Here is a 19,191-nt window from a genome sequence, read left to right as displayed (position 1 = left end):
CGCACGAGCGCGGGTGCCATGCCGCTTACTGTCGCCCTGTCAGCTTTCAATCCGCCAATTCCCGATGCATTCGTACCGCCGCGGCGGTGATTCGTGTTCTCGCAATTTGGAGCGCGGCTCCACTCCAAAGCAAGCCTTCATTCCGGCGCCACCTCGGTCGACCACCATGCGTCCGGGAAGCCGATGCCGTAGGTCGGAAGCTCCTTTGGCCGGGCGATCCGGCTCCAGTAGGCAATCGGCTCCGACATGCGGTAGTACATCGGGACCACGTAGTGGTGGGCGAGCAGGACGCGATCCAGCGCCCGTGTCGCAGCTACGAGTTCTTCCCGGTCCTTGGCAAAAATGATCCGGTTGATCAGCGCGTCGACGGCCGGGTCGGCGATACCGGCATAGTTCTGCGATCCCTCGCGCTCGACCGAATAGGATCCCCAGTAGTCGCCCTGCTCGTTGCCGGGGTGAAGCGTCTGCCCCCAGACATGCCAGGTCATGTCGTAGTCGAAGGTCCGCATGCGGTTCGTGTACTGCGAGGCGTCGACCGTGCGCACACGCGCGTCGATGCCAATGCGCTTGAGGTTGTTGGCATAAGGCACCGCGACCCGCTCGAGGATCGGGCTCGAAAGCAGAATCTCGAAGGACAGCGGCTCGCCGGTGTCGGCGTTGACCATGCGATTGCCCTGCAACTGATAACCGGCTTCCTTCAGGAGCGCCACCGCCTTGCGCAGGTTCTCGCGCGCCTTGCCGGGATCCCCGCCGACCGGGTTCTCGAACGGCTCGTCAAAGACGCGCGCCGGAACCTCGTCCTTGAGCTCGGTCAGGATCTCCAGCTCCCTTCCTTCCGGCAGGCCGGACGAGGCCAACTCGGTTCCGAAGAAGAAGCTGTCGACGCGCTTGTACTGGTCGTGGAAGACGGTCTTGTTGAGGTCCTCGAAGTCGAAGGCGTAGCCGAGCGCCTCGCGCACGCGCTCGTCCTTGAATATGTCCTTGCGCATGTTCGGCACCATCGCCTGCATGATGCCGGTCGCGCGATAGCGGTTGGGTATCTCCTCGCGCTTCACGCGCCCATCCTTGACCGCCGGAAAATCATAGCCGGTCGCCCATCGGCTCGCCTGGTTCTCGCGCCAGTAGTCGACATTGCCGGCACGGAAGGCCTCGAATTCGACATTGCGATCGCCGAAGAAGGAGTATTCGATCCGCTCGAAGTTGTTCTGGCCGACGTTGACGTTCAGGTCCTTGCCCCAATAGTCGTCGCGCAGTTCGTAGCGAATCGTGGCTCCCGGCGAGAAGGAGGCGATGCGGTAGGGCCCCGAACCCATCACCGGCTCCAGCGTCGTCTTCGAAATGTCGCGCGGCGCGCCAGAGGCGTCCTTGCCTTCCCACCAGTGCTTCGGCACGATCGTGAACTGGCCGAGAATCTGCGGCAGTTCGCGGTTGTTCTTCTCGTCGAAATGGAAGGTGACGTCGCGTTCGCCAGTCTTCTCCACCGAGACGACGTGCTTGTAGTAATTGGTGAAGAGCGGGTTCAGCTCGACCACCTTCTCGAAGGAGAAGATGACGTCCTCCGGCGTCACCGGCCGACCGTCCGCCCACGCCGCCTCCGGGCGTAGCCGGAAGGTTGCCGACGAGATGTCGTCGGGATAGGTCACGCCCTCGGCCAAAAGGCCGTAGGAGGTGGTGATCTCGTCCTCGGACGATTTCATCAGCGTGTCGAACACAAGGCCGATGCCCACGGCCGTCTCGCCCTTGGCAAGCAGCGGATTGAAGGTATCGAACGTGCCGGCATTGGAGAGGCGCAGCGTTCCGGCCTTCGGGGCCTCCACGTTGACGTAGTCAAAATGGGAAAACCCCTCCGGGTACTTCAATTCGCCGACCGTCGAAATTCCGTGGCGCCACAGCGACGGCACCTCTTTCGCGGCCGAAGGCCCGCCGAAGGAGGAAGCGGCCACCACCGCAAAGACCACGCCCGCAAGAACCACGCTCCGTCCAGACCGCATGCAATGCCCCTTGTACTTTCTCTCAACCACGTGCCGGAAGAGATTAGACCAAATCCCGGCAAATGACAGAAGTCGCCATGAAAGCGGCGATTTTTTGCGGCCCCCTTGCGGACGATCGATTCTTCCTTCACGCCAAATGGCGCCGTGCTATGTCGTGAGGAACGATAGCGGCGACTGATTCTGGACGACGATATGATATCCACGCTCAAGCCCCTGCGCTCCCGACTTGCCGCCGCGGCCATGCTGCTGGCCACCCTGGCCGGGCCGCTGCACGCCGAGGACCGGCCGGCCAAGGAACTGTTCGGGGCGAAGGCGCTACCGTCGGTGATGCCGCCGCAGGCCTACGGTTCCTATGCGAAGGGATGCCTGGCCGGGGGCGTGGCGATTCCGACCGACGGGCCGACCTGGCAGGCGATGCGGCTGTCGCGCAACCGGCGCTGGGGCCATCCCGGCATGATTGCTCTGGTGGAGCAACTCTCCAAGGACGCGCGTGAAAGCGTCGGCTGGAACGGCCTGCTGCTCGGCGACATCGCCCAGCCCCGCGGCGGACCGATGCTGAGCGGCCACGCCTCCCATCAGATCGGGCTCGACGCCGACGTCTGGCTCACGGAAATGCCGGACCGCACGCTGACTTTCCAGGAGCGCGAGACCATCCAGGCCACCTCGATGCTCGTTCCCGACAAGTTCCTGACCATCAATCCGAACACCTGGAGCGACCGCCATGCCCGACTGATCATGCTGGCGGCCAGCTATCCGCAGGTGGAGCGGATCTTCGTCAACCCGGCGATCAAGAAGCGGCTGTGCGACAGCTGGAGGGGCAACCGCGCCCATCTCGGCAAGGTACGGCCGATCTACGGCCACGACTACCACTTCCATATCCGCATCCAGTGCCCGCCGGGCTCGGCCAACTGCAAGGGGCAGGCCACAGTGCCGCCCGGCGACGGCTGCGACAAGTCGCTGGCCTGGTGGTTCACCGACGCGCCCTGGGCCAAGCCGAAGACGAACGCGAAGCCGGCCAAGCCGCGCTACGCCAAGCTGTCCGACCTGCCGCGATCCTGCGCCGCGGTACTGGCCGGCCCGACACCGGCATCGGAACAGGACGTCACCTTCGGCGGCGGCCACGCATTGGCTTTCGTCAACCGGCAGGCCGGCAATAGCGCGGCGGCAGCGGTTGCAAGCGACACCGGTGTCCTGCCGGACGCATTCGTCCCGGTTCCGGAACCGCGGCCGTCGCTGCAGTAAGCCTCATCAGGCCTCATCAACAGCCGACAAGCAGGCTTTTCATCGGCGCGACCCTCCTGTATAGAGCCGTCAAATCGATTTAAATTCCGCGCCGACCTGCATCGAGACCGCCCATGCCGCTCCCGAAGACCCTCGCCCTCATTGCGCATGACGAGAAGAAGGACGATATGGCGGCGTTCTGCCGGCGCAATCAGGCCGCGCTGCGCCAATGCCGGATCTTCGCCACCGGCACGACCGGCGGCCGGGTGCTCGACGCCTGCCCGGATCTCGACGTTACCCGCCTGAAGAGCGGCCCGCTCGGCGGCGACCAGCAGATCGGCGCATTGATCGCGACCGGAGAAGTCGACATGCTGATCTTTCTGGTCGATCCTTTGACGGCGATGCCGCACGATGTCGACGTGAAGGCCTTGATGCGACTGGCGATTGTCTACGACATCCCTATGGCACTGAACCTTGCAACGGCCGAATGGCTGATTTCGAGCGGCGCCTGACAAGCGCAACACAAGCCAGCACGCCGAAGATCGGCCACGACACGAAACCGAGGCATAGACTCATGGCAAAGCCGAACGATGGCGACATCGCCCTTTCCTTTCCCATCCTGATCGGCGACATCGGCGGCACCAACGCCCGCTTTGCGCTTCTGATCGACGCCTTCGCCGAGCCGAAGGAGTTCCCGATCATCCAGACCGCGCAGTTCAAAAACATCGACGACGCCCTGCAGCGCGCCATCCTCGATACCACCTCGATCCAGCCGCGTTCGGCGATCCTGGCGCTGGCCGGGCCGATCCAGGGCGACGAGGTGCCGCTGACCAATTGCGCCTGGGTCGTCCGGCCGCTCGACATGATCGCCAACCTCGGCTTCGACAGCGTGCTGCTGGTCAATGACTTCGAGGCCCAGGCGCTGGCGGTGGCGGCGCTATCCGACGACGACCGGGAGCAGATCGGCGGCGGGGCAGAGGCTTTTGCCGCCTCGCGCGCGGTGCTCGGACCAGGCACCGGGCTCGGCGTCGCCGGCCTGATCCATGCCCAACACAGCTGGATACCCGTGCCTGGCGAGGGCGGCCATGTCGACATGGGACCCCGCTCGGAGCGCGATCACCAGATCTGGCCCTTCCTGGAGCCGATCGAGGGCCGAATTTCCGCCGAGCAACTCCTGTGTGGCCGCGGCATCATGAACATCTATCGCGCCGTCAGCGCCGCCGACGGACGGGACGCACAACTCGACACGCCGGCCGCCGTCACCTCCGCCGCCCTTGCCGGCAGCGATGCCGCCGCGGTGGAGACCGTCGGGCTGTTTGCCACCTACCTCGGTCGCGTTGCCGGTGACATGGCCATGATCTTCATGGCCAAGGGCGGCGTCTACCTGGCGGGCGGCATCTCGCAGAAGATCCTGCCGGCGCTGCGCGGACCCGAATTCCGGGCGGCCTTCGAGGACAAGGCGCCGCACAGCGAACTGCTGCGCTCGATCCCGACCTTCGTCGTTACCCACCCGATGGCGGCGCTGGCCGGGCTCGCTGCGTTCGCGCGCACGCCCGACCAGTTCGGCGTGGCAAGCGAGGGACGATACTGGGAGAAATAGCGGACGGGGTGTGGCGCGCGCAGACTCGCCAAACGCGCCGCAACGCACTATAGAAGCGCCGCAACGGGCCTCCGCCGCGCGGCGGGCGCCGCAAGCTGCAGGAAAGATGGTTTATTGAACGACAAGAGCCGTACCGATCGTCACCTCAGTGCCGAAACGATCACGAGTGTCCTGAAGCGCGTCATTGCCGAGAACGGGCGCGACCACATTCGCGGCTATCTGTTCGCTATCGCCTGCCTGATCGTCATCGCCGGATCGACGGCCTTCACGGCGTGGATCATGGAGGCGGTGGTCAACGAGGCCTTCGCCAACCGCCGCGCCGATCTCGTCGCCTGGATCTGCGGCGCCATCCTGATCGCCTTCATCCTGCGCGGCTTTGCCACCTACGGGCAGGCGGTGGCGCTGTCCAAGATCGGCAACAACATCGTCGCGCGATACCAGCGCCGGATCTACTCGCACCTGATGACGCTCAGCGTCGGCTTCTTCAGCGAGGCGCGGTCCGCGCGTCTTGCGGCGCAGATCAACTCGAACATCAACGGCATTCGCGATGTCCTGAACATGACGGTGACGTCGATCGCGCGCGACTTGCTGACGCTGGTCGCGCTGATCGGCGTGATGATCTCCAAGGATGCGCTGCTGACGCTGATCGTCTTCATGGTCGCGCCGCCGCTCCTGATCGGCCTGCGCTACATCTCCCGGCGCCTGCGCTATGCCACGCGCGAATCGGTCCTGGTCAACAGCCACGTGCTCGGCGCCGTCCAGGAGACGATCCAGGGCATCACCATTGTCAAGGCCTTCACGATGGAGGACCAGTTGCGGTCCAAGGTCGAGGGCATCATCGAACAGGCGGAGAAGCGCTCCAACCGGATTGCCCGCCTGTCGGAGCGCACCGCCCCGATGACCGAAACCTTCGCCGGCGTGGCAATCGCCAGCGTGCTCGGCTATTCGGCCTACCAGGCGATCTATGGCGGCATCCTGCCCGGCGCGTTCTTCGCCTTCATCGCCGCACTGCTGATGGCCTACGACCCGGCCCGCCGCCTGGCCCGGCTGCAGGTGTCGCTGGAGCGCGCCGTCGTCAATGCGCGCATGATCTACGAGATCCTGGACATCGAGCCGCACCAGCGCGACCGTGCGAACGCAAAGCCCCTCAATGTCGAGAGTGCCCGGCTCGAGTTCCGGGGCGTGACGTTCGCCTACGGCGGTGGGAGACCCATCCTGAAGGACGTCAGCTTCATCGCCGAAGGCGGCAGGACGACGGCCCTGGTGGGCCCCTCCGGCGCCGGCAAATCCACCGTCATCAGCCTCATCCCGCGCTTCTACGATCCGGCGGCAGGCGTCATTCTGATCGATGGACAGGACATCGCCGGCGTCACGAAGCAGTCGCTGCGCAACAACCTCGCCTACGTCTCGCAGCAGCCCTACCTGTTCGAGGGCACGATCCGCGACAATATCCGCTATGGCCGCGCCGACGCTACCGACGCCGAGATCGAGGAGGCCGCGCGCCTCGCCTATGCGCACGACTTCATCCAGGAGCAACCGCAGGGCTATGATACACCAGTCGGCGAGAACGGCGCGACACTCTCGGGTGGGCAGCGCCAGCGGCTGTCGATCGCCCGCGCGCTGGTGCGCAACGCACCGATCCTGTTGCTCGACGAGGCAACCTCGGCGCTCGACACCGAATCCGAACAGGCGGTGCAGAAGGCGCTGGATCACGCAATGAGCGGGCGCACCGTCGTCGTGATCGCCCACCGGCTCTCGACCGTCGTCAACGCCGACAAGATCGTCGTCATGCAGGACGGCGCCGTGGCCGAGGAAGGCACGCACGACGTCCTTGCCGCGCGCGCTGGCGGTCTCTACGCTCGGCTGCACAATCTTCAGGCGCCGGGCGGCTATCTGCAGGAAGTCGAAAGGACGGCAGGCGAATGACGACGGGAGACATGAAGCTGGTCGTGGTCGGCGCGGGCGGCCGGATGGGCCAAACTCTGGTCCGCGCGATCCACGCGACGGACGGCGCGACGCTGGCTGCGGCGGTCGAGCGCCCCGGCTCCGCCTTTGTCGGTCGCGATGCGGGTGAACTCGCCGGTCTTGGCCCGATCGGCGTGCCGATCACCGACAAGCCGCTCGAGGCTTTCGTTGCCGCCGAAGGCGTGCTCGACTTCACCGCGCCGGCCGCCACGGTCGAATTCGCCGGACTTGCGGCCCAGGCGCGCATCGTCCACGTCATCGGCACCACCGGCTGCTCGCGCGAGGACGAGGCAAAGATCAGTGCCGCGGCGCGACACGCCCGCATCGTCAAGTCCGGCAACATGAGCCTCGGCGTCAACCTGCTCGGCGTGCTGACCGAACAGGCGGCCCGCGCGCTGGGCGGGGCGGATTGGGACATCGAGATCGTCGAGATGCATCACCGCCACAAGGTCGATGCCCCGTCCGGGACGGCGTTGCTGCTCGGCGAGGCTGCCGCCCGCGGCCGCGGGGTCGCGCTCGCCGCCAACTCGGTTCGGGTCCGCGACGGACACACCGGTCCGCGCGTTGCCGGAACGATCGGCTTTGCCACGCTGCGCGGCGGCTCCGTCGTCGGCGAACACTCGGTGGTGCTGGCGGGCGAGGGCGAAATGGTGACGCTGTCGCACAGTGCCGGCGATCGCTCGATCTTTGCACGCGGCGCGGTCAAGGCCGCGCTCTGGGCCCGCGACAGGAAGCCCGGCCTCTATTCGATGCTCGACGTGCTCGGGCTCACCTGACCCCTATCTCAACGCGGAGCGAGACCCCATGAGCGGAACCCTAGTCCTTGTTCGCCACGGCCAGAGCGAATGGAACCTGAAGAATCTCTTTACCGGCTGGCGTGACCCGGATCTGACCCCGCTCGGCATCGAGGAGGCCAATGCCGGCGGCAAGGCGCTCGCCGCGTACGGCATCAAGTTCGACATCGCCTTTACCTCGGACCTGTCACGCGCGCAGAAGACCTGCCAGATCATCCTCGACAATGTCGGCCAGCCGGACCTCGAGACGATCCGTGACCAGGCGCTCAACGAGCGCGATTACGGCGACCTGTCCGGCCTCAACAAGGACGACGCCCGCGCCAAGTGGGGCGAGGAGCAGGTGCACGTGTGGCGCCGCTCCTACGACGTGCCGCCGCCCGGCGGCGAAAGCCTCCGCGACACCGGCGCGCGGGTGTGGCCCTACTTCATGACCGGCATCCTGCCGCGGGTGCTGCGTGGAGAGAGGGTGCTGGTCGCCGCGCACGGCAACTCGCTGCGCGCGCTGGTGATGGTGCTCGACCGCCTGACCAAGGCGCAGGTGCTCGACCTCAACCTCGCGACCGGTGTGCCGATGGTCTACAAGCTGAACCCGGACTCGACCGTCGCTTCCAAGGAAATCCTCGGCGACATGTCCGGCGCGCACTGAGTCAAGGCGCACCAGTGGGATTAAGGGCCGCAACCGCGGCCCTTTTTGTTCATGCCTTGCCGGACTCCCAGCCGAGCATCGCGCGCTTGCGAGTCAGGCCCCAGTGGTAGCCGGTCAGGGCGCCGCTCTTTCCGAGCGCGCGATGGCAGGGCACCACGAAGGAGATCGGGTTGCGGCCGACGGCGGCGCCAACGGCGCGCGATGCCTTGGGCTGGCCGAGTTGCCCGGCGATGTCGGAATAGGTGACGGCCTTGCCCATCGGGATCCGCAACAGCGCCTCCCAGACCCGGACCTGGAAGTCGGAGCCGATCAGCACGATTCGCAGCGGCTCTTCCGGATGCCAGCGCTCGGGGTCGAAGATGCGGGCGGCGTAGTCGGCCGTCGTCGCCTCGTCGCGGACATAGGCGGCATTGGGCCAGCGGCAGGTCATGTCCTCAAGGCACGCCTGCTCGGCACCGCCGTCGGAAAAGGCAAGCCCCGCCAGTCCGCGATCGGTGACCATCACCAGCGCCTGGCCGAACGGCGAGGCATGGAAGCCGTAACGGATCGTCAGTCCGGCCCCGCGCGCCTTCCATTCGCCCGGCGACATGGCTTCGTGCGTGACGAAGAGATCATGCAGGCGTCCCGGCCCCGACAGCCCGACCTCGATGCTGGTCTCCAGCAACGGCATCGCCTCCTGCCGCAGCAGCCGCTTGGCATGATCAAGCGTCACCGCCTGCAGGAAGGCCTTGGGCGAGAGCCCCGCCCAGCGGGTGAAGGTCTTTTGCAATTGCGTCGGCGACTGCCTCAGGCGCGTGGCGATGTCTTCGAGCGAGGGCTGGTCGCGATAGTCCTCCGTGATCATCTCGATGATCCGGCTGACGGTCTCGTAATCCGAGCCCTCGGGGGTGATGTCGGTCCTCAGCGTGGCGGCGATGTTCATGGCGGTTCTCCTGAGGCTGCAGGAAACCACGTCGCACGCCCGATCGCCACCCGATTCTTGCCGGCCTCAATGCCCGCGCTTGACGCGTGCCAGCGCGCCCGCAAAGGCAAGGGCAAAACGCTCGCGGTCGTCCAGATGCAAGAAACCGCCGACATCGGTGTACCGTCCCTGCCCGCTGACCGCCATGCCGGTGATGCCCACCTCCTCGCGCCGGGCGACGTGGAATCGCGCCCAGAACGGGTTGAAGTGATGCGCGGTCTCGCGACCGGACGGGGCGAACTTGCGGATGGAGATATCGGTGCGCGACAGGGCGACGGTCTCGCGGGCGCGGGCAGCGCGGTTGTTCAGCCAGAACGCCATCGCAAGGACGCCGAAGTCGGCGCCGAAGAACATCATGATCGGCCAGGCACCGGACACCAGGAAGACCACCATGTGGGCAATGGTCAGGGTTCCGGCGATGAGGAACAAGATCAGGTGACCCTTGCGGCCGAGTGACCGGTGCGGCCTGAGTTCGGTGAAGAACACAGGCCGGTCGTTACCGTCGATATCGTCGTTGCCATCGCTCATCACCGGCGACTATAGAGTCAACATGAACAGGACGAAACCGAAATCCGCCGCGGCCACCAGGCCCCGCGCACCGTCGAAACGCAGCCGGGCAAAGGCGGTCTACACCCCGGAGGCGATCCGTGAGGTCTTCCGCCGGCTTTCGATCCAGCGCCCTGAGCCGAAGGGCGAACTCGAGCACGTCAACCCGTTCACGCTGGTGGTCGCCGTCGCCCTGTCGGCGCAGGCGACCGACGCCGGCGTCAACAAGGCCACGCGGGGGCTCTTCGCCGCTGCCGACACCCCGGACAAGATGCTGGCGCTCGGCGAGGACAGGGTGCGCGAGTTCATCAAGACGATCGGGCTCTTTCGCAACAAGGCCAAGAACGTGATCGCGTTGAGCCGGCGGCTTGTCGACGCGTTCGGTGGCGAGGTGCCCCGCACCCGGGAAGAACTGATGACGCTGCCCGGCGTCGGCCGGAAGACCGCGAACGTCGTGCTGTCGATGGCGTTCGGCCAGGCGACAATCGCGGTCGACACGCACATCTTCCGCATTGCCAACCGCCTCCGGCTGGCGCCAGGCAAGACCCCGGACGAGGTCGAACAGGGCCTCATCCGCATCATCCCCGACGAATATCTGTACCACGCGCATCACTGGCTGATCCTGCACGGACGCTACGTCTGCAAGGCGCGCAAGCCCGAATGCGAGAACTGCGTCATCGCCGACCTCTGCAAGGCGCCGGAGAAGACCTGCGACATCCCCGCGCCGCTGGTGGAACTGCCGCCGCAGGCGATCGCGGCGGCGCGCTAGCCGCCAGCGCCCAGTCCGTCGATCAGGGCGGCGACCGAAAGTTCCAGCGTCACGCGGTCGTAGCCGTCGGCGATCGCAAGCGCCGCGCGGTCGAACGCGGCCGAGAGCAGCATCGTCAGCGGATCGGCCAGCTGCGACAACCGGGCATCATCGCCGACGAGGGCCAGGATCCCGGCGCGCAGCGAAGCCTCGGCGTTGTCGCGGTCGAGCGCCGCGGCTGCGCCCGCTCCCAGGATCGCCGGCGCCTCGAGCAGCAGCAGCCTGGTCCTTCCGTCCGCGGCCATTGCGTCGAAGTAGCCTTTCGCCCCCAGCAACAGCGCCTGGCGCGGGTCGGCCGCCGCCACGGCCCGCCGGTCGATTTCGGCCGCCACCATCGCCGCCTCCCGCTCGACCACGGCCAGGAAAAGCGCCCTCTTGTCGGAGAAATGATGGTAGAGCGCGCCGCGGGTGAGCCCGGCCGCGGCAACAATGTCCGGGGTGGCCGTGTCGGCATATCCGTTCGTAACAAAGAGCGTGCGCGCGGCGTCGATGAGCGCGCCGCGGGTCGTCTCGGTCCTGTCCTTGTTGCTTCGGCTCACGTTGTCGGCCTTTACATACAGTCTGCACGTATGTTATCTAAAAACATACAAACTGTACGTCAATTCGAGCAAAGGAGAAAGACATGAAGTGCACGAGCTACTACCCCGTCGTCATGACCGACGACGTATCGTCAACCGCGGCGTTCTACTGCGCGCACTTCCGCTTCAAGCCGCTCTTCTCCAGCGACTGGTACGTCCACCTGCAATCCATGGACGACGAACATGTGACGCTTGCGATCCTGGACGGGCAGCATGAGACGATCCCGGCGCCGGGACGTGGGACGGCGAAAGGGATTCTGCTCAACTTCGAGGTGGAGGATCCGGACCGGGTCTATGCGGATTGCCGCGCCGCCGGCCTGCCGATCCTGAAACCGCTCTGCGACGAGGCCTTCGGCCAGCGCCATTTCATCACCGCCGATCCGAACGGGGTCCTGATCGACGTGATCAAGCCGATCCCGCCAAGCGCCGAATTCGCCGCGCAGTATGACGCATCGGCGCTGCCGGCGTGAACATCAGTCACGGAAGTCCGGGTCGGCGCGGGACAGCAGCTTGTGCAGGTGGACCATCAGGCTTGCGGCGAACAGCGGCGTCAGCAGGTTGACGAGGGGGACGGCGAGGAAGGCGGCAATGGCGAGGCCGGCGAGGAACACGGTGGAGGCGTGCTTGGCCCGAAACAGCCGCGCCTCCGCCGGAGGGCGGAAACGCATCGCTGCGAACTCGAAGAACTCGCGACCGAGCAGATAGCCGTTGACGAGGAAGAACGCGATCAGGTTGACGCCGGGAATGAAGAGCAGCATCAGCGCCACCAGGTTGCCGGCGGCCACGACGCCGAGGAACTTGACGGAGCCTGCGATCGCCGCGCCCAGGGGCAACGCCCGCCCCGGCAGGTCGGCCGGGTAGTCCCGCCGCTCTACCACCTCCGCCACATCGTCGAGAAAGAAGCCGGCGATGATCGCCGTCACCGGCGCCAGCAGCAGCGCCAGCGACAGCGCAAGGCCGATACTGGCAAAGAGACCGACGACGATCGCGAGCCAGCCGGCCCAGTCCGGAACATCCGGCACGAAACCGTCGAACCACGGCAACGCAAAGGCGATGAAGCTCTCCCGCAGCGCGAACCACAGGACGATCAGGACGAGAATCGTCAGGCCCAGCACCTTCCAGAAGACACGGCGGGTGTCTGGCGCAAAAAGATTGGCGAGCGCCAGGCGCGCCGCGTCGAGGATCATCCCGTCACTCCCAGTTTTCGCCCTCGATGTAGGGTGTGGACAGACGCCTCGCAAGACTGGTCGGGAGCCTGCGGTTAAGGCCACATTAAGGCACCGAAAATACACTTTCCGCCAAACCGCTCGCCCACCGCGATGACAATCAGATCTAGGGACATCCGCATGCGCACCATCAGGATCAGCAGGCTCCTTCCGGCGTTCTTCCTCCTGATGGTGGCCCTCGGCGCCCTGCAGGGCGCGGTCGCTTTCCGCTCGCTGTCGACGATCACCGACCAGTTCGAGCGCATCGGCCGCGAACGGATGCCGCAGATGAGCGCGATCCTGCAGATCAGCGGCGAATTCGCCGAACTGAACGGCAGCTATTCCGACCACCTGTTGTCGATGGATCCGGACGAGCTTACCGCCATCGAGGCCACGATCGACCGACGCGCCGCCAGCCTTGCGAAACGGATCGACGCCTACGGCGCGGCCGCGTCCGGCGACGCCGCCGCCGCGGACACCGCCATCGGCATCAAGCAAAGTCTTGACGCCTACCTCTCCGAATCGACCAAGCTGAAGCAGTTCTCCGCCATCGGCGCCAAGGGCCCGGCGCTGGAAGTGTTCCGCGGGCCGATGATGGAGCATGCGGGCAAGATCAAGTCCGCCTTGGGCAACCTGATCGCCAGCAACGAGAGCGGCACCGCGGCCGCCATCGATGCCGCCCAGTCCGAGCAGCGGTCGGCCTTCTGGCTGACGGCCGGCGCGCTGGCGCTATCCGTCGGACTGGCGATCGCCGCCATCTTCATCGTCAACCGCCGCGTGGTGCGCCCGCTCAACGGCATTTCCAATGCGATGAAGGCCCTCGCGGACGGCAATATCGGCAAGGACATTCCCTACACCCAACGGCTGGACGAGATCGGCGAAATGGCCTGCGCCGTCGCCGTGTTCCGCGACCACGCGGGCGAGCGCCTGCGGCTCGAAGGCCAGGCCGCCTCCGACCGGGCAATCGCCGAAGGCGAGCGCATGGCCCGCGAGGCCGAGCGCAACCGCGAGAGCGGCAAGGTTCAGGCGGCCGTCGCCGCGCTGGCCGGGTCGCTCGGCCGGCTTGCCTCGGGCGACATGACCTGCACGATCGACACCCCATTCGACGGCGACCTCGACCGCTTGCGGCAGGACTTCAACACCTCCGTCGCGCGGCTCCGCGAAGCGCTGTGCGAGGTCGGTGACAATGCACGGGCGATCGATGCCGGTGCCCGCCAGATCCGCGCCGCCTCCGATTCGCTCGCCCGACGCACCGAGCAACAGGCGGCCTCGGTGGAAGAAACCGCGGCGGCGCTCGAGCAGATCACCACCACGGTCAAGGATTCCACGCGACGCGCCGAGGACGCCGGCAGCCTGGTGGCGCGCACCCGCGAGGGCGCCGAACGGTCGGGCGAGACCGTCCGCCGCGCCATCACGGCCATGCAGCAGATTGAGGCGTCGTCCGGCGAGATCGGCAAGATCATCGGCGTCATCGACGAGATCGCCTTCCAGACCAACCTGCTGGCGCTCAACGCCGGCGTCGAGGCCGCGCGCGCCGGCGAGGCGGGCAAGGGCTTTGCCGTGGTCGCCCAGGAGGTGCGCGAACTCGCCCAGCGTTCGGCCAAGGCCGCACGCGAAATCAAGGCGTTGATCACCACCTCCAGCGCCCAGGTCCAGGACGGCGTCGCGCTGGTCGGCGACACCGGCAAGGCGCTGCAGGCGATCGTCAGCGAAGTGCAGGAAATCAACGGTCACGTCCAGGCGATCGTCGCGGCTGCCCGGGACCAGGCAGGCGGGCTTTCGGAAATCAACACCGCCGTCGCCACCATGGACAAGGGCACGCAGCAGAACACGGCGATGGTGGAAGAAACCACCGCCGCCAGCCATGGCCTGGCCGATGACGTGCAGGCACTGAACGCGCTGATCGGACGGTTCAACGTCGGCACCGCCCAGGGCCAGTCCTCGCGCGCACCGCATTTCGAGGTCGTGCCGGTGGCCAAGACCGTCCCGGCCGCTCCGGCCACCGCCGCGGGGACCGCATCCGCGGCCAAGACGATGGCGCCAAGCCAGGGGAGTGTCACCCAGCTTCCGCGCAAGTCACCGGGCCAATGGAACGTCAAGCCGGCCGGCGCGTCGTCGCGGGCGGTGACATCGCCGGCGCATCTGCTCAAGCAGAAGCTGCTCGGGGCGCTCGGCGCCAAGGACAGCAAAGACGGCGACTGGCAGGAATTCTGAGCCCCTGCCGCAGGCCCCCGGAACCGGGCCCGGTCAATCCGGCCGAACGGCCGGCGGGTAGAGGTGGACCTCGCCGCGGAAGTCGGTGATCCGGAAGCGCCCGGCCTCGGTCTCCTGCACCGCCGGCGAGAGCACCGACACCTTGCCGTGTCCGCCCGGAAGGTCGAGCACATAGACCGGCTGGCAGAGACCGGAAACCCGCCCGCGCAACTGCTCGACCAGGGCCTTGCCCTCGGCAAGACCAAGGCGGAAATGGCCCGTGCCGGGGGCCAGGTCCGGATGATGCAGGTAGTAGGGTCTGATGCCGTTCTCGACGAAGAGGCGCATCAGTGCGGCGAGCACGTCGGCATCGTCGTTGACCCCCTTCAGCAGCACCGTCTGACTGACTAGCGCAATGCCCGCAGCGGCGAGCCGGGCGCAGGCGGCGAGCGCCGGCGACGTCAGTTCCCGCGGATGGTTGGCGTGTACGGCGACGTAGGTCGCCTTGCCAGAAGCCGCCAACGCGGCGACAAGCGCGGAATCGACCCGTTCCGGCTCGGCGACGGGGACGCGCGTATGGTAGCGGACGACCTTCACGTGATCGATCGCGCCCAGACGCCGCGCGATCTCGTTCAGTCGCCGCGGCGATAGCACCAGCGGGTCACCGCCGGTCAGGATCACTTCCCAGATCTCCGGCCGCCCGGCGATATAGGCGATCGCCGCGTCCAGTTCCTCCGGCGTCATCGTTCCCAGCCCCGAAGGGCCGACCATTTCGCGACGGAAGCAGAAGCGGCAATAGACCGGGCAGACATGCACGGCCTTGAGCAACACCCGGTCCGGATAACGATGGACGATGCCGGCGACCGGGCTGTGCCGCAGGTCGCCGATCGGATCGGCCCGCTCGCTGGGGTGGGTGACCAGTTCCGCCGCGTCGGGAAGGAACTGGCGGGCGATCGGGTCGTCCGGATCGTTCGGATCGATCAGGCCTGCAATCTCCGGCGTCACCGTGATGGCATAGCGCTCGCCGACCCCGCCCACCGCCGCAGCGGTGGAGCCTGCCGGCATGAGACCGGCATCTTCCAGCTCCGCAACCGAGCGAAGCGTCCGCGCCGGCCTCATGGCCTTGTCTCCGGCACCGGCGCCCAGATAACCTGATCGATGCGGGCCGCCCCGGTCGCGAGCATCACCAGGCGGTCGAAGCCGAGCGCGATGCCGCTGGCCTCGGGCATGATTTCGAGCGCGGCGAGAAAGTCCTCGTCGAGCGGATAGGCCTCGCCATAGACCCGCTGCTTTTCTTCCATTTCGAGGCCAAAGCGACGGCGTTGCTCGGCAGCGTCGGTCAGTTCGCCGAAAGCGTTGGCGAGCTCGACGCCGCAGGCGTAGAGTTCGAAGCGCTCGGCGAGCCGGGGGTCGCGCGGCGAAGGACGTGCGAGCGCGGCCTCGGCCACCGGGTATTCGCACAGGATCGTCGCCCGGCCGAAGCCGAGGTGCGGCTCGATCCGCTCCACCAGCACACGGCTGAAGAGGTCGGCCCAGGTGTCGTCGGCCGCGACGCGCATGCCGCGGTCCGCCATCGCCCGCGCCAACGCATTACGGTCGGTCGTGCCGTCCGGCCGGATGGTGCCGAGCAGATCGAGGCCGGCATGGCGGACGAACGCATCGGCGACGGTCAAGCGCTCCGGCCGCGCAAACGGATCGCATTCCCGGCCGCGGTGGATGAGGCGTGCCGTCCCGGCGGTGCGGGCCGCGAGCGCAAGCAGCGCGGCGCAGTCGTCCATCAGCCGCTCATAGCCCTCCCCCGCCCGGTACCACTCCAGCATGGTGAACTCCGGGTGATGCAGCGGCCCGCGCTCGCGATTGCGGTAGACATGGGCAAAGCAGGCAATGCGCCGCTCGCCGGCGGACAGCAGCTTCTTGCAGGCAAACTCCGGCGAGGTGTGCAGGTAGAGTTCCGTCACGGCGCCCGAATGGCCGAGAGCCTCGGTCCGGAACGCGTGGAGATGGGCCTCGTTGCCGGGCGACAGCTGAAGGCTCGCCGTATCGACCTCGATAAAGTCAAGCCCGGCGAAGTAGGCCCGCAGCGCCGCCAGGATCCGATTTCGGGCGATCAGGAACGGACGACGGTCGGCGTGAACGTCGGGCGTCCACCAGGGGGACGGGGCTGGGCGGATCGAGGTCATGGCAAGGTTTCTATCAGATTCCGGCGGACACGCTGGCCTTTTGCCGGAATTTAGGGTAGTTGCGCCCCCGGCTCCGCTTTTCCGCGGTCGGGGGATGACACTGATCCGTCCTCTACGACGCGGCCGCTCCAGTTACAAGGAAGACTTATGGCAAAGATCATCGCTTCTTCCGTCCGCAAGGGCAACGTGCTCGACGTCGACGGCAAACTCTATGTGGTCCTGACGGCCCAGAATTTCCACCCGGGCAAGGGCACGCCGGTGACCCAGGTCGACATGCGCCGGATTTCCGATGGCGTGAAGGTCTCCGAGCGCTACCGCACCACCGAGCAGGTCGAGCGCGCGCACGTCGAAGACCGCGAGCACACCTTCCTCTACGAGGATGGCGACGGCTTCCACTTCATGAATCCGGAAAGCTACGACCAGCTGACCATGTCGGCCGAGGACGTCGGCGACGCGAAGGCCTATCTGCAGGAAGGCATGGCGGTCATCCTGTCGGTCCACGAAGGCGTCGCGATCGCACTCGACCTGCCGCGTCACGTGGTCCTTGAGATCACCGAGACCGAGCCGGTCGTGAAAGGCCAGACGGCGTCGTCCTCCTACAAGCCGGCCATGCTCTCGAACGGCGTGCGTACGCTGGTGCCGCCGCACATCCAAGCCGGCACGCGCGTCGTCATCGCGACCGAGGATGGCTCCTACGTCGAGCGCGCCAAGGACTGACGCCTACGGCCGCCCGGCCAGGATCGCCGGGCGGCTCTTGCTTCCGGCCAGCAATCCGGCCTGACCGGCAACCGGTTCCACCCTCCGCGACGGAAAATCCGCATGACCCAGTTCGACGTGCTGACGGTTGGCAACGCCATCGTTGACATCATTGCCCGCTGCGACGACGGCTTTCTCGCCGACAACGGCATCATCAAGGGCGCGATGAACCTCATCGATGCCGAGCGTGCCGAACTGCTCTACGCCCGGATGGGGCCGGCCGTGGAGGCATCCGGCGGCAGCGCCGGCAACACGGCGGCGGGAATCGCCAGCTTCGGCGGCCGCGCCGCCTATTTCGGCAAGGTCGCGCAAGACCAGCTCGGCGAGATTTTCACCCACGACATCCGCGCACAGGGCGTCCATTTCGCGACCCGGCCGCTTGACGGACCGCCGCCGACGGCACGCTCGATGATCTTCGTCACCGAGGACGGCGAACGCTCGATGAACACCTATCTCGGCGCCTGCGTCGAACTGGGACCGGAGGACGTCGAAGAAGCGGTCGTGGCCGCCTCCAAGGTCACCTATTTCGAGGGCTACCTTTGGGACCCGCCGCGCGCCAAGGAGGCGATCCGCTCCTGTGCCCGCATCGCGCACGCCCACGGCCGCGAGGTGTCGATGACGCTGTCGGACAGCTTCTGCGTTCATCGCTACCGCGACGAATTCCTCGAGCTGATGCGCTCGGGCACGGTCGACATCGTCTTTGCCAACAAGGCCGAGGCGCTGGCGCTCTACGAGACCGAGGACTTCGAGCACGCACTGGCAATGATCGCCAAGGACTGCCGGCTGGCGATCGTCACCATGAGCGAGCACGGCTCGATCGTCCTGACCGGCGGCGAACGGATCCCGGTCGAGGCGACGCCGATCGCACGGGTCGTCGACACCACCGGAGCGGGCGATCTCTATGCCGCCGGCTTCCTGCACGGCTACACCCAGGGCCGTCCGCTGGAGGTGTGCGGCAGGCTCGGCAGCCTCGCCGCCGGCATCGTCATCGAACAGATCGGACCGCGGCCGCTGTCCTCCCTCGCCGCTGCTGCGGCCGAGGTCGGGCTCGCCTGAAGCGTTCGCCTACTTGAACGCTTCGCCCGGATAGGCTCCCCAGATTTCGCCCTGCGACACCCAGCCGTCGGCTCCCTCAACCTCGGCGTGGCACCAGTCGCCATTGCACTCGCCGACCCTGATCACGACGCCGGGCTGCAATCTGGCAACGACGGCACTGGTCGGCTGAGGATCGCGGCGCATATTGACGAAGATGTCTGGGCCCTTGCCGCGCATCCATGGCGCGGTCACGGCCGTGCGGTCCCCCGACAGCAGCGCCTGGTTGACCCAGCCCTCGGTTCCGTCGGCATCGCGGACGCGTCGCCAGTTGTCGTACTCCTGGATGATTTCCACCGGCACGCCGGACTTCAAGTAGCGCCAGGCGACCGCATAGTCGAGACTCGGACCGACTCGCAGGTTGACGCTCTTGGCCTTCAGGCTGACGAAGCGCGGCAGCGGCAGGCCGCTCGGACCCTTGGCCGCCTGGGCGTGAGCCTGCGGGGACTGAGAGCAGGCAAGGACGACCAGGGCTGTCATTGCAGCGGTGCAAACGCGAACGGGTAAGCGACGCATGACGAATTCCACTTCATCCTGGAGGGCGCTCCTGGCATCCGGACCCGGTCGGCGCGCAAATCACTGGACCCGCCTTCGCAGCGGATTGTGTTCGTGACCGGGTCTGGTAGAAAATGCCCTTGATGAAGCAAGTCTTACC

The 19,191-nt window shown here is 66.7% G+C and carries 19 protein-coding genes; 11 read left to right on the top strand and 8 right to left on the bottom strand.

What is annotated here, in order from left to right:
• Positions 1-137 precede the first annotated feature (137 nt).
• A complete protein-coding gene (locus ACXAGF_RS00500) occupies positions 138-1,991 on the bottom strand; it encodes an extracellular solute-binding protein (protein ID WP_475013632.1) in 1,854 nt (617 codons plus the stop codon).
• A gap of 240 nt (positions 1,992-2,231) precedes the next feature.
• On the opposite strand from ACXAGF_RS00500, the gene mepA reads away from it, so the two are divergent.
• From mepA to ACXAGF_RS00470, 6 genes are all read left to right on the top strand, one after another.
• Entirely contained in the window at positions 2,232-3,233 is a 1,002-nt protein-coding gene (gene mepA / locus ACXAGF_RS00495) for a penicillin-insensitive murein endopeptidase (RefSeq protein WP_475019182.1), read from the top strand.
• A gap of 113 nt (positions 3,234-3,346) precedes the next feature.
• Complete coding sequence (locus tag ACXAGF_RS00490) at positions 3,347-3,724, top strand: methylglyoxal synthase (protein ID WP_475013631.1); 378 nt, start codon at positions 3,347-3,349, stop codon at positions 3,722-3,724.
• 62 nt (positions 3,725-3,786) lie between these two features.
• Entirely contained in the window at positions 3,787-4,812 is a 1,026-nt protein-coding gene (locus ACXAGF_RS00485) for a glucokinase (protein ID WP_475013629.1), read from the top strand.
• 114 nt (positions 4,813-4,926) lie between these two features.
• A complete protein-coding gene (locus ACXAGF_RS00480) occupies positions 4,927-6,738 on the top strand; it encodes an ABC transporter ATP-binding protein (RefSeq protein ID WP_475013627.1) in 1,812 nt (603 codons plus the stop codon).
• Positions 6,735-7,553 carry a 4-hydroxy-tetrahydrodipicolinate reductase gene (dapB, locus tag ACXAGF_RS00475; RefSeq protein ID WP_475013626.1) on the top strand — a complete coding sequence of 273 codons (819 nt, stop codon included), beginning with the start codon at positions 6,735-6,737 and terminating at the stop codon, positions 7,551-7,553. The genes ACXAGF_RS00480 and dapB overlap by 4 nt, the downstream gene beginning before the upstream one ends.
• A gap of 28 nt (positions 7,554-7,581) precedes the next feature.
• Entirely contained in the window at positions 7,582-8,217 is a 636-nt protein-coding gene (locus tag ACXAGF_RS00470; protein ID WP_475013624.1) for a 2,3-bisphosphoglycerate-dependent phosphoglycerate mutase, read from the top strand.
• Between the two features lie 49 nt (positions 8,218-8,266).
• Here the strand turns inward: ACXAGF_RS00470 and ACXAGF_RS00465 are convergent, their stop codons facing one another.
• Complete coding sequence (locus tag ACXAGF_RS00465) at positions 8,267-9,139, bottom strand: methylated-DNA--[protein]-cysteine S-methyltransferase (RefSeq protein ID WP_475013623.1); 873 nt, start codon at positions 9,137-9,139, stop codon at positions 8,267-8,269.
• A gap of 66 nt (positions 9,140-9,205) precedes the next feature.
• Positions 9,206-9,706, bottom strand: a complete 501-nt coding sequence (locus ACXAGF_RS00460) for a DUF2244 domain-containing protein (RefSeq protein ID WP_475013621.1) — start codon at positions 9,704-9,706, stop codon at positions 9,206-9,208.
• A 22-nt stretch (positions 9,707-9,728) separates the two neighbouring features.
• Between ACXAGF_RS00460 and nth the strand changes: the two genes are divergently transcribed.
• Positions 9,729-10,493 carry an endonuclease III gene (nth, locus tag ACXAGF_RS00455; RefSeq protein WP_475013620.1) on the top strand — a complete coding sequence of 255 codons (765 nt, stop codon included), beginning with the start codon at positions 9,729-9,731 and terminating at the stop codon, positions 10,491-10,493.
• Here nth and ACXAGF_RS00450 read toward each other — a convergent pair.
• Positions 10,490-11,071, bottom strand: a complete 582-nt coding sequence (locus ACXAGF_RS00450) for a TetR/AcrR family transcriptional regulator (protein WP_475013618.1) — start codon at positions 11,069-11,071, stop codon at positions 10,490-10,492. The two genes, nth and ACXAGF_RS00450, sit on opposite strands and share 4 nt — an antisense overlap.
• Before the next feature lie 83 nt (positions 11,072-11,154).
• Here ACXAGF_RS00450 and ACXAGF_RS00445 point away from each other — a divergent pair, with 83 nt between their 5' ends.
• Positions 11,155-11,580 carry a VOC family protein gene (locus ACXAGF_RS00445; protein ID WP_475013616.1) on the top strand — a complete coding sequence of 142 codons (426 nt, stop codon included), beginning with the start codon at positions 11,155-11,157 and terminating at the stop codon, positions 11,578-11,580.
• A 3-nt stretch (positions 11,581-11,583) separates the two neighbouring features.
• Here the strand turns inward: ACXAGF_RS00445 and ACXAGF_RS00440 are convergent, their stop codons facing one another.
• Positions 11,584-12,297, bottom strand: a complete 714-nt coding sequence (locus ACXAGF_RS00440) for a sulfate transporter family protein (RefSeq protein ID WP_475013614.1) — start codon at positions 12,295-12,297, stop codon at positions 11,584-11,586.
• Between the two features lie 159 nt (positions 12,298-12,456).
• Between ACXAGF_RS00440 and ACXAGF_RS00435 the strand changes: the two genes are divergently transcribed.
• Entirely contained in the window at positions 12,457-14,529 is a 2,073-nt protein-coding gene (locus tag ACXAGF_RS00435) for a methyl-accepting chemotaxis protein (RefSeq protein WP_475013613.1), read from the top strand.
• A gap of 33 nt (positions 14,530-14,562) precedes the next feature.
• On the opposite strand, the gene ACXAGF_RS00430 is transcribed toward ACXAGF_RS00435, so the two are convergent.
• Positions 14,563-15,627, bottom strand: coding sequence for a lysine-2,3-aminomutase-like protein (locus ACXAGF_RS00430; protein ID WP_475013611.1), 1,065 nt, complete (start codon positions 15,625-15,627; stop codon positions 14,563-14,565).
• The gene (gene epmA / locus ACXAGF_RS00425; protein ID WP_475013609.1) at positions 15,624-16,688 is read right to left on the bottom strand and encodes an EF-P lysine aminoacylase EpmA; all 1,065 of its coding nucleotides are present in this window, start codon (positions 16,686-16,688) and stop codon (positions 15,624-15,626) included. The genes ACXAGF_RS00430 and epmA overlap by 4 nt, the downstream gene beginning before the upstream one ends.
• Positions 16,689-16,835: 147 nt before the next feature.
• Between epmA and efp the strand changes: the two genes are divergently transcribed.
• Complete coding sequence (efp, locus tag ACXAGF_RS00420) at positions 16,836-17,405, top strand: elongation factor P (protein ID WP_475013608.1); 570 nt, start codon at positions 16,836-16,838, stop codon at positions 17,403-17,405.
• A gap of 102 nt (positions 17,406-17,507) precedes the next feature.
• Complete coding sequence (locus tag ACXAGF_RS00415; RefSeq protein ID WP_475013607.1) at positions 17,508-18,500, top strand: adenosine kinase; 993 nt, start codon at positions 17,508-17,510, stop codon at positions 18,498-18,500.
• A 9-nt stretch (positions 18,501-18,509) separates the two neighbouring features.
• On the opposite strand, the gene ACXAGF_RS00410 is transcribed toward ACXAGF_RS00415, so the two are convergent.
• Positions 18,510-19,016 (bottom strand): SH3 domain-containing protein, encoded by a 507-nt coding sequence (locus ACXAGF_RS00410; protein WP_475013605.1) that lies wholly within the window; start codon positions 19,014-19,016, stop codon positions 18,510-18,512.
• Positions 19,017-19,191 lie beyond the last annotated feature (175 nt).

Source organism: Mycoplana sp. ABR4_002 (assembly GCF_056159645.1).
This window is presented reverse-complemented; position numbering and strand designations above follow the sequence as displayed.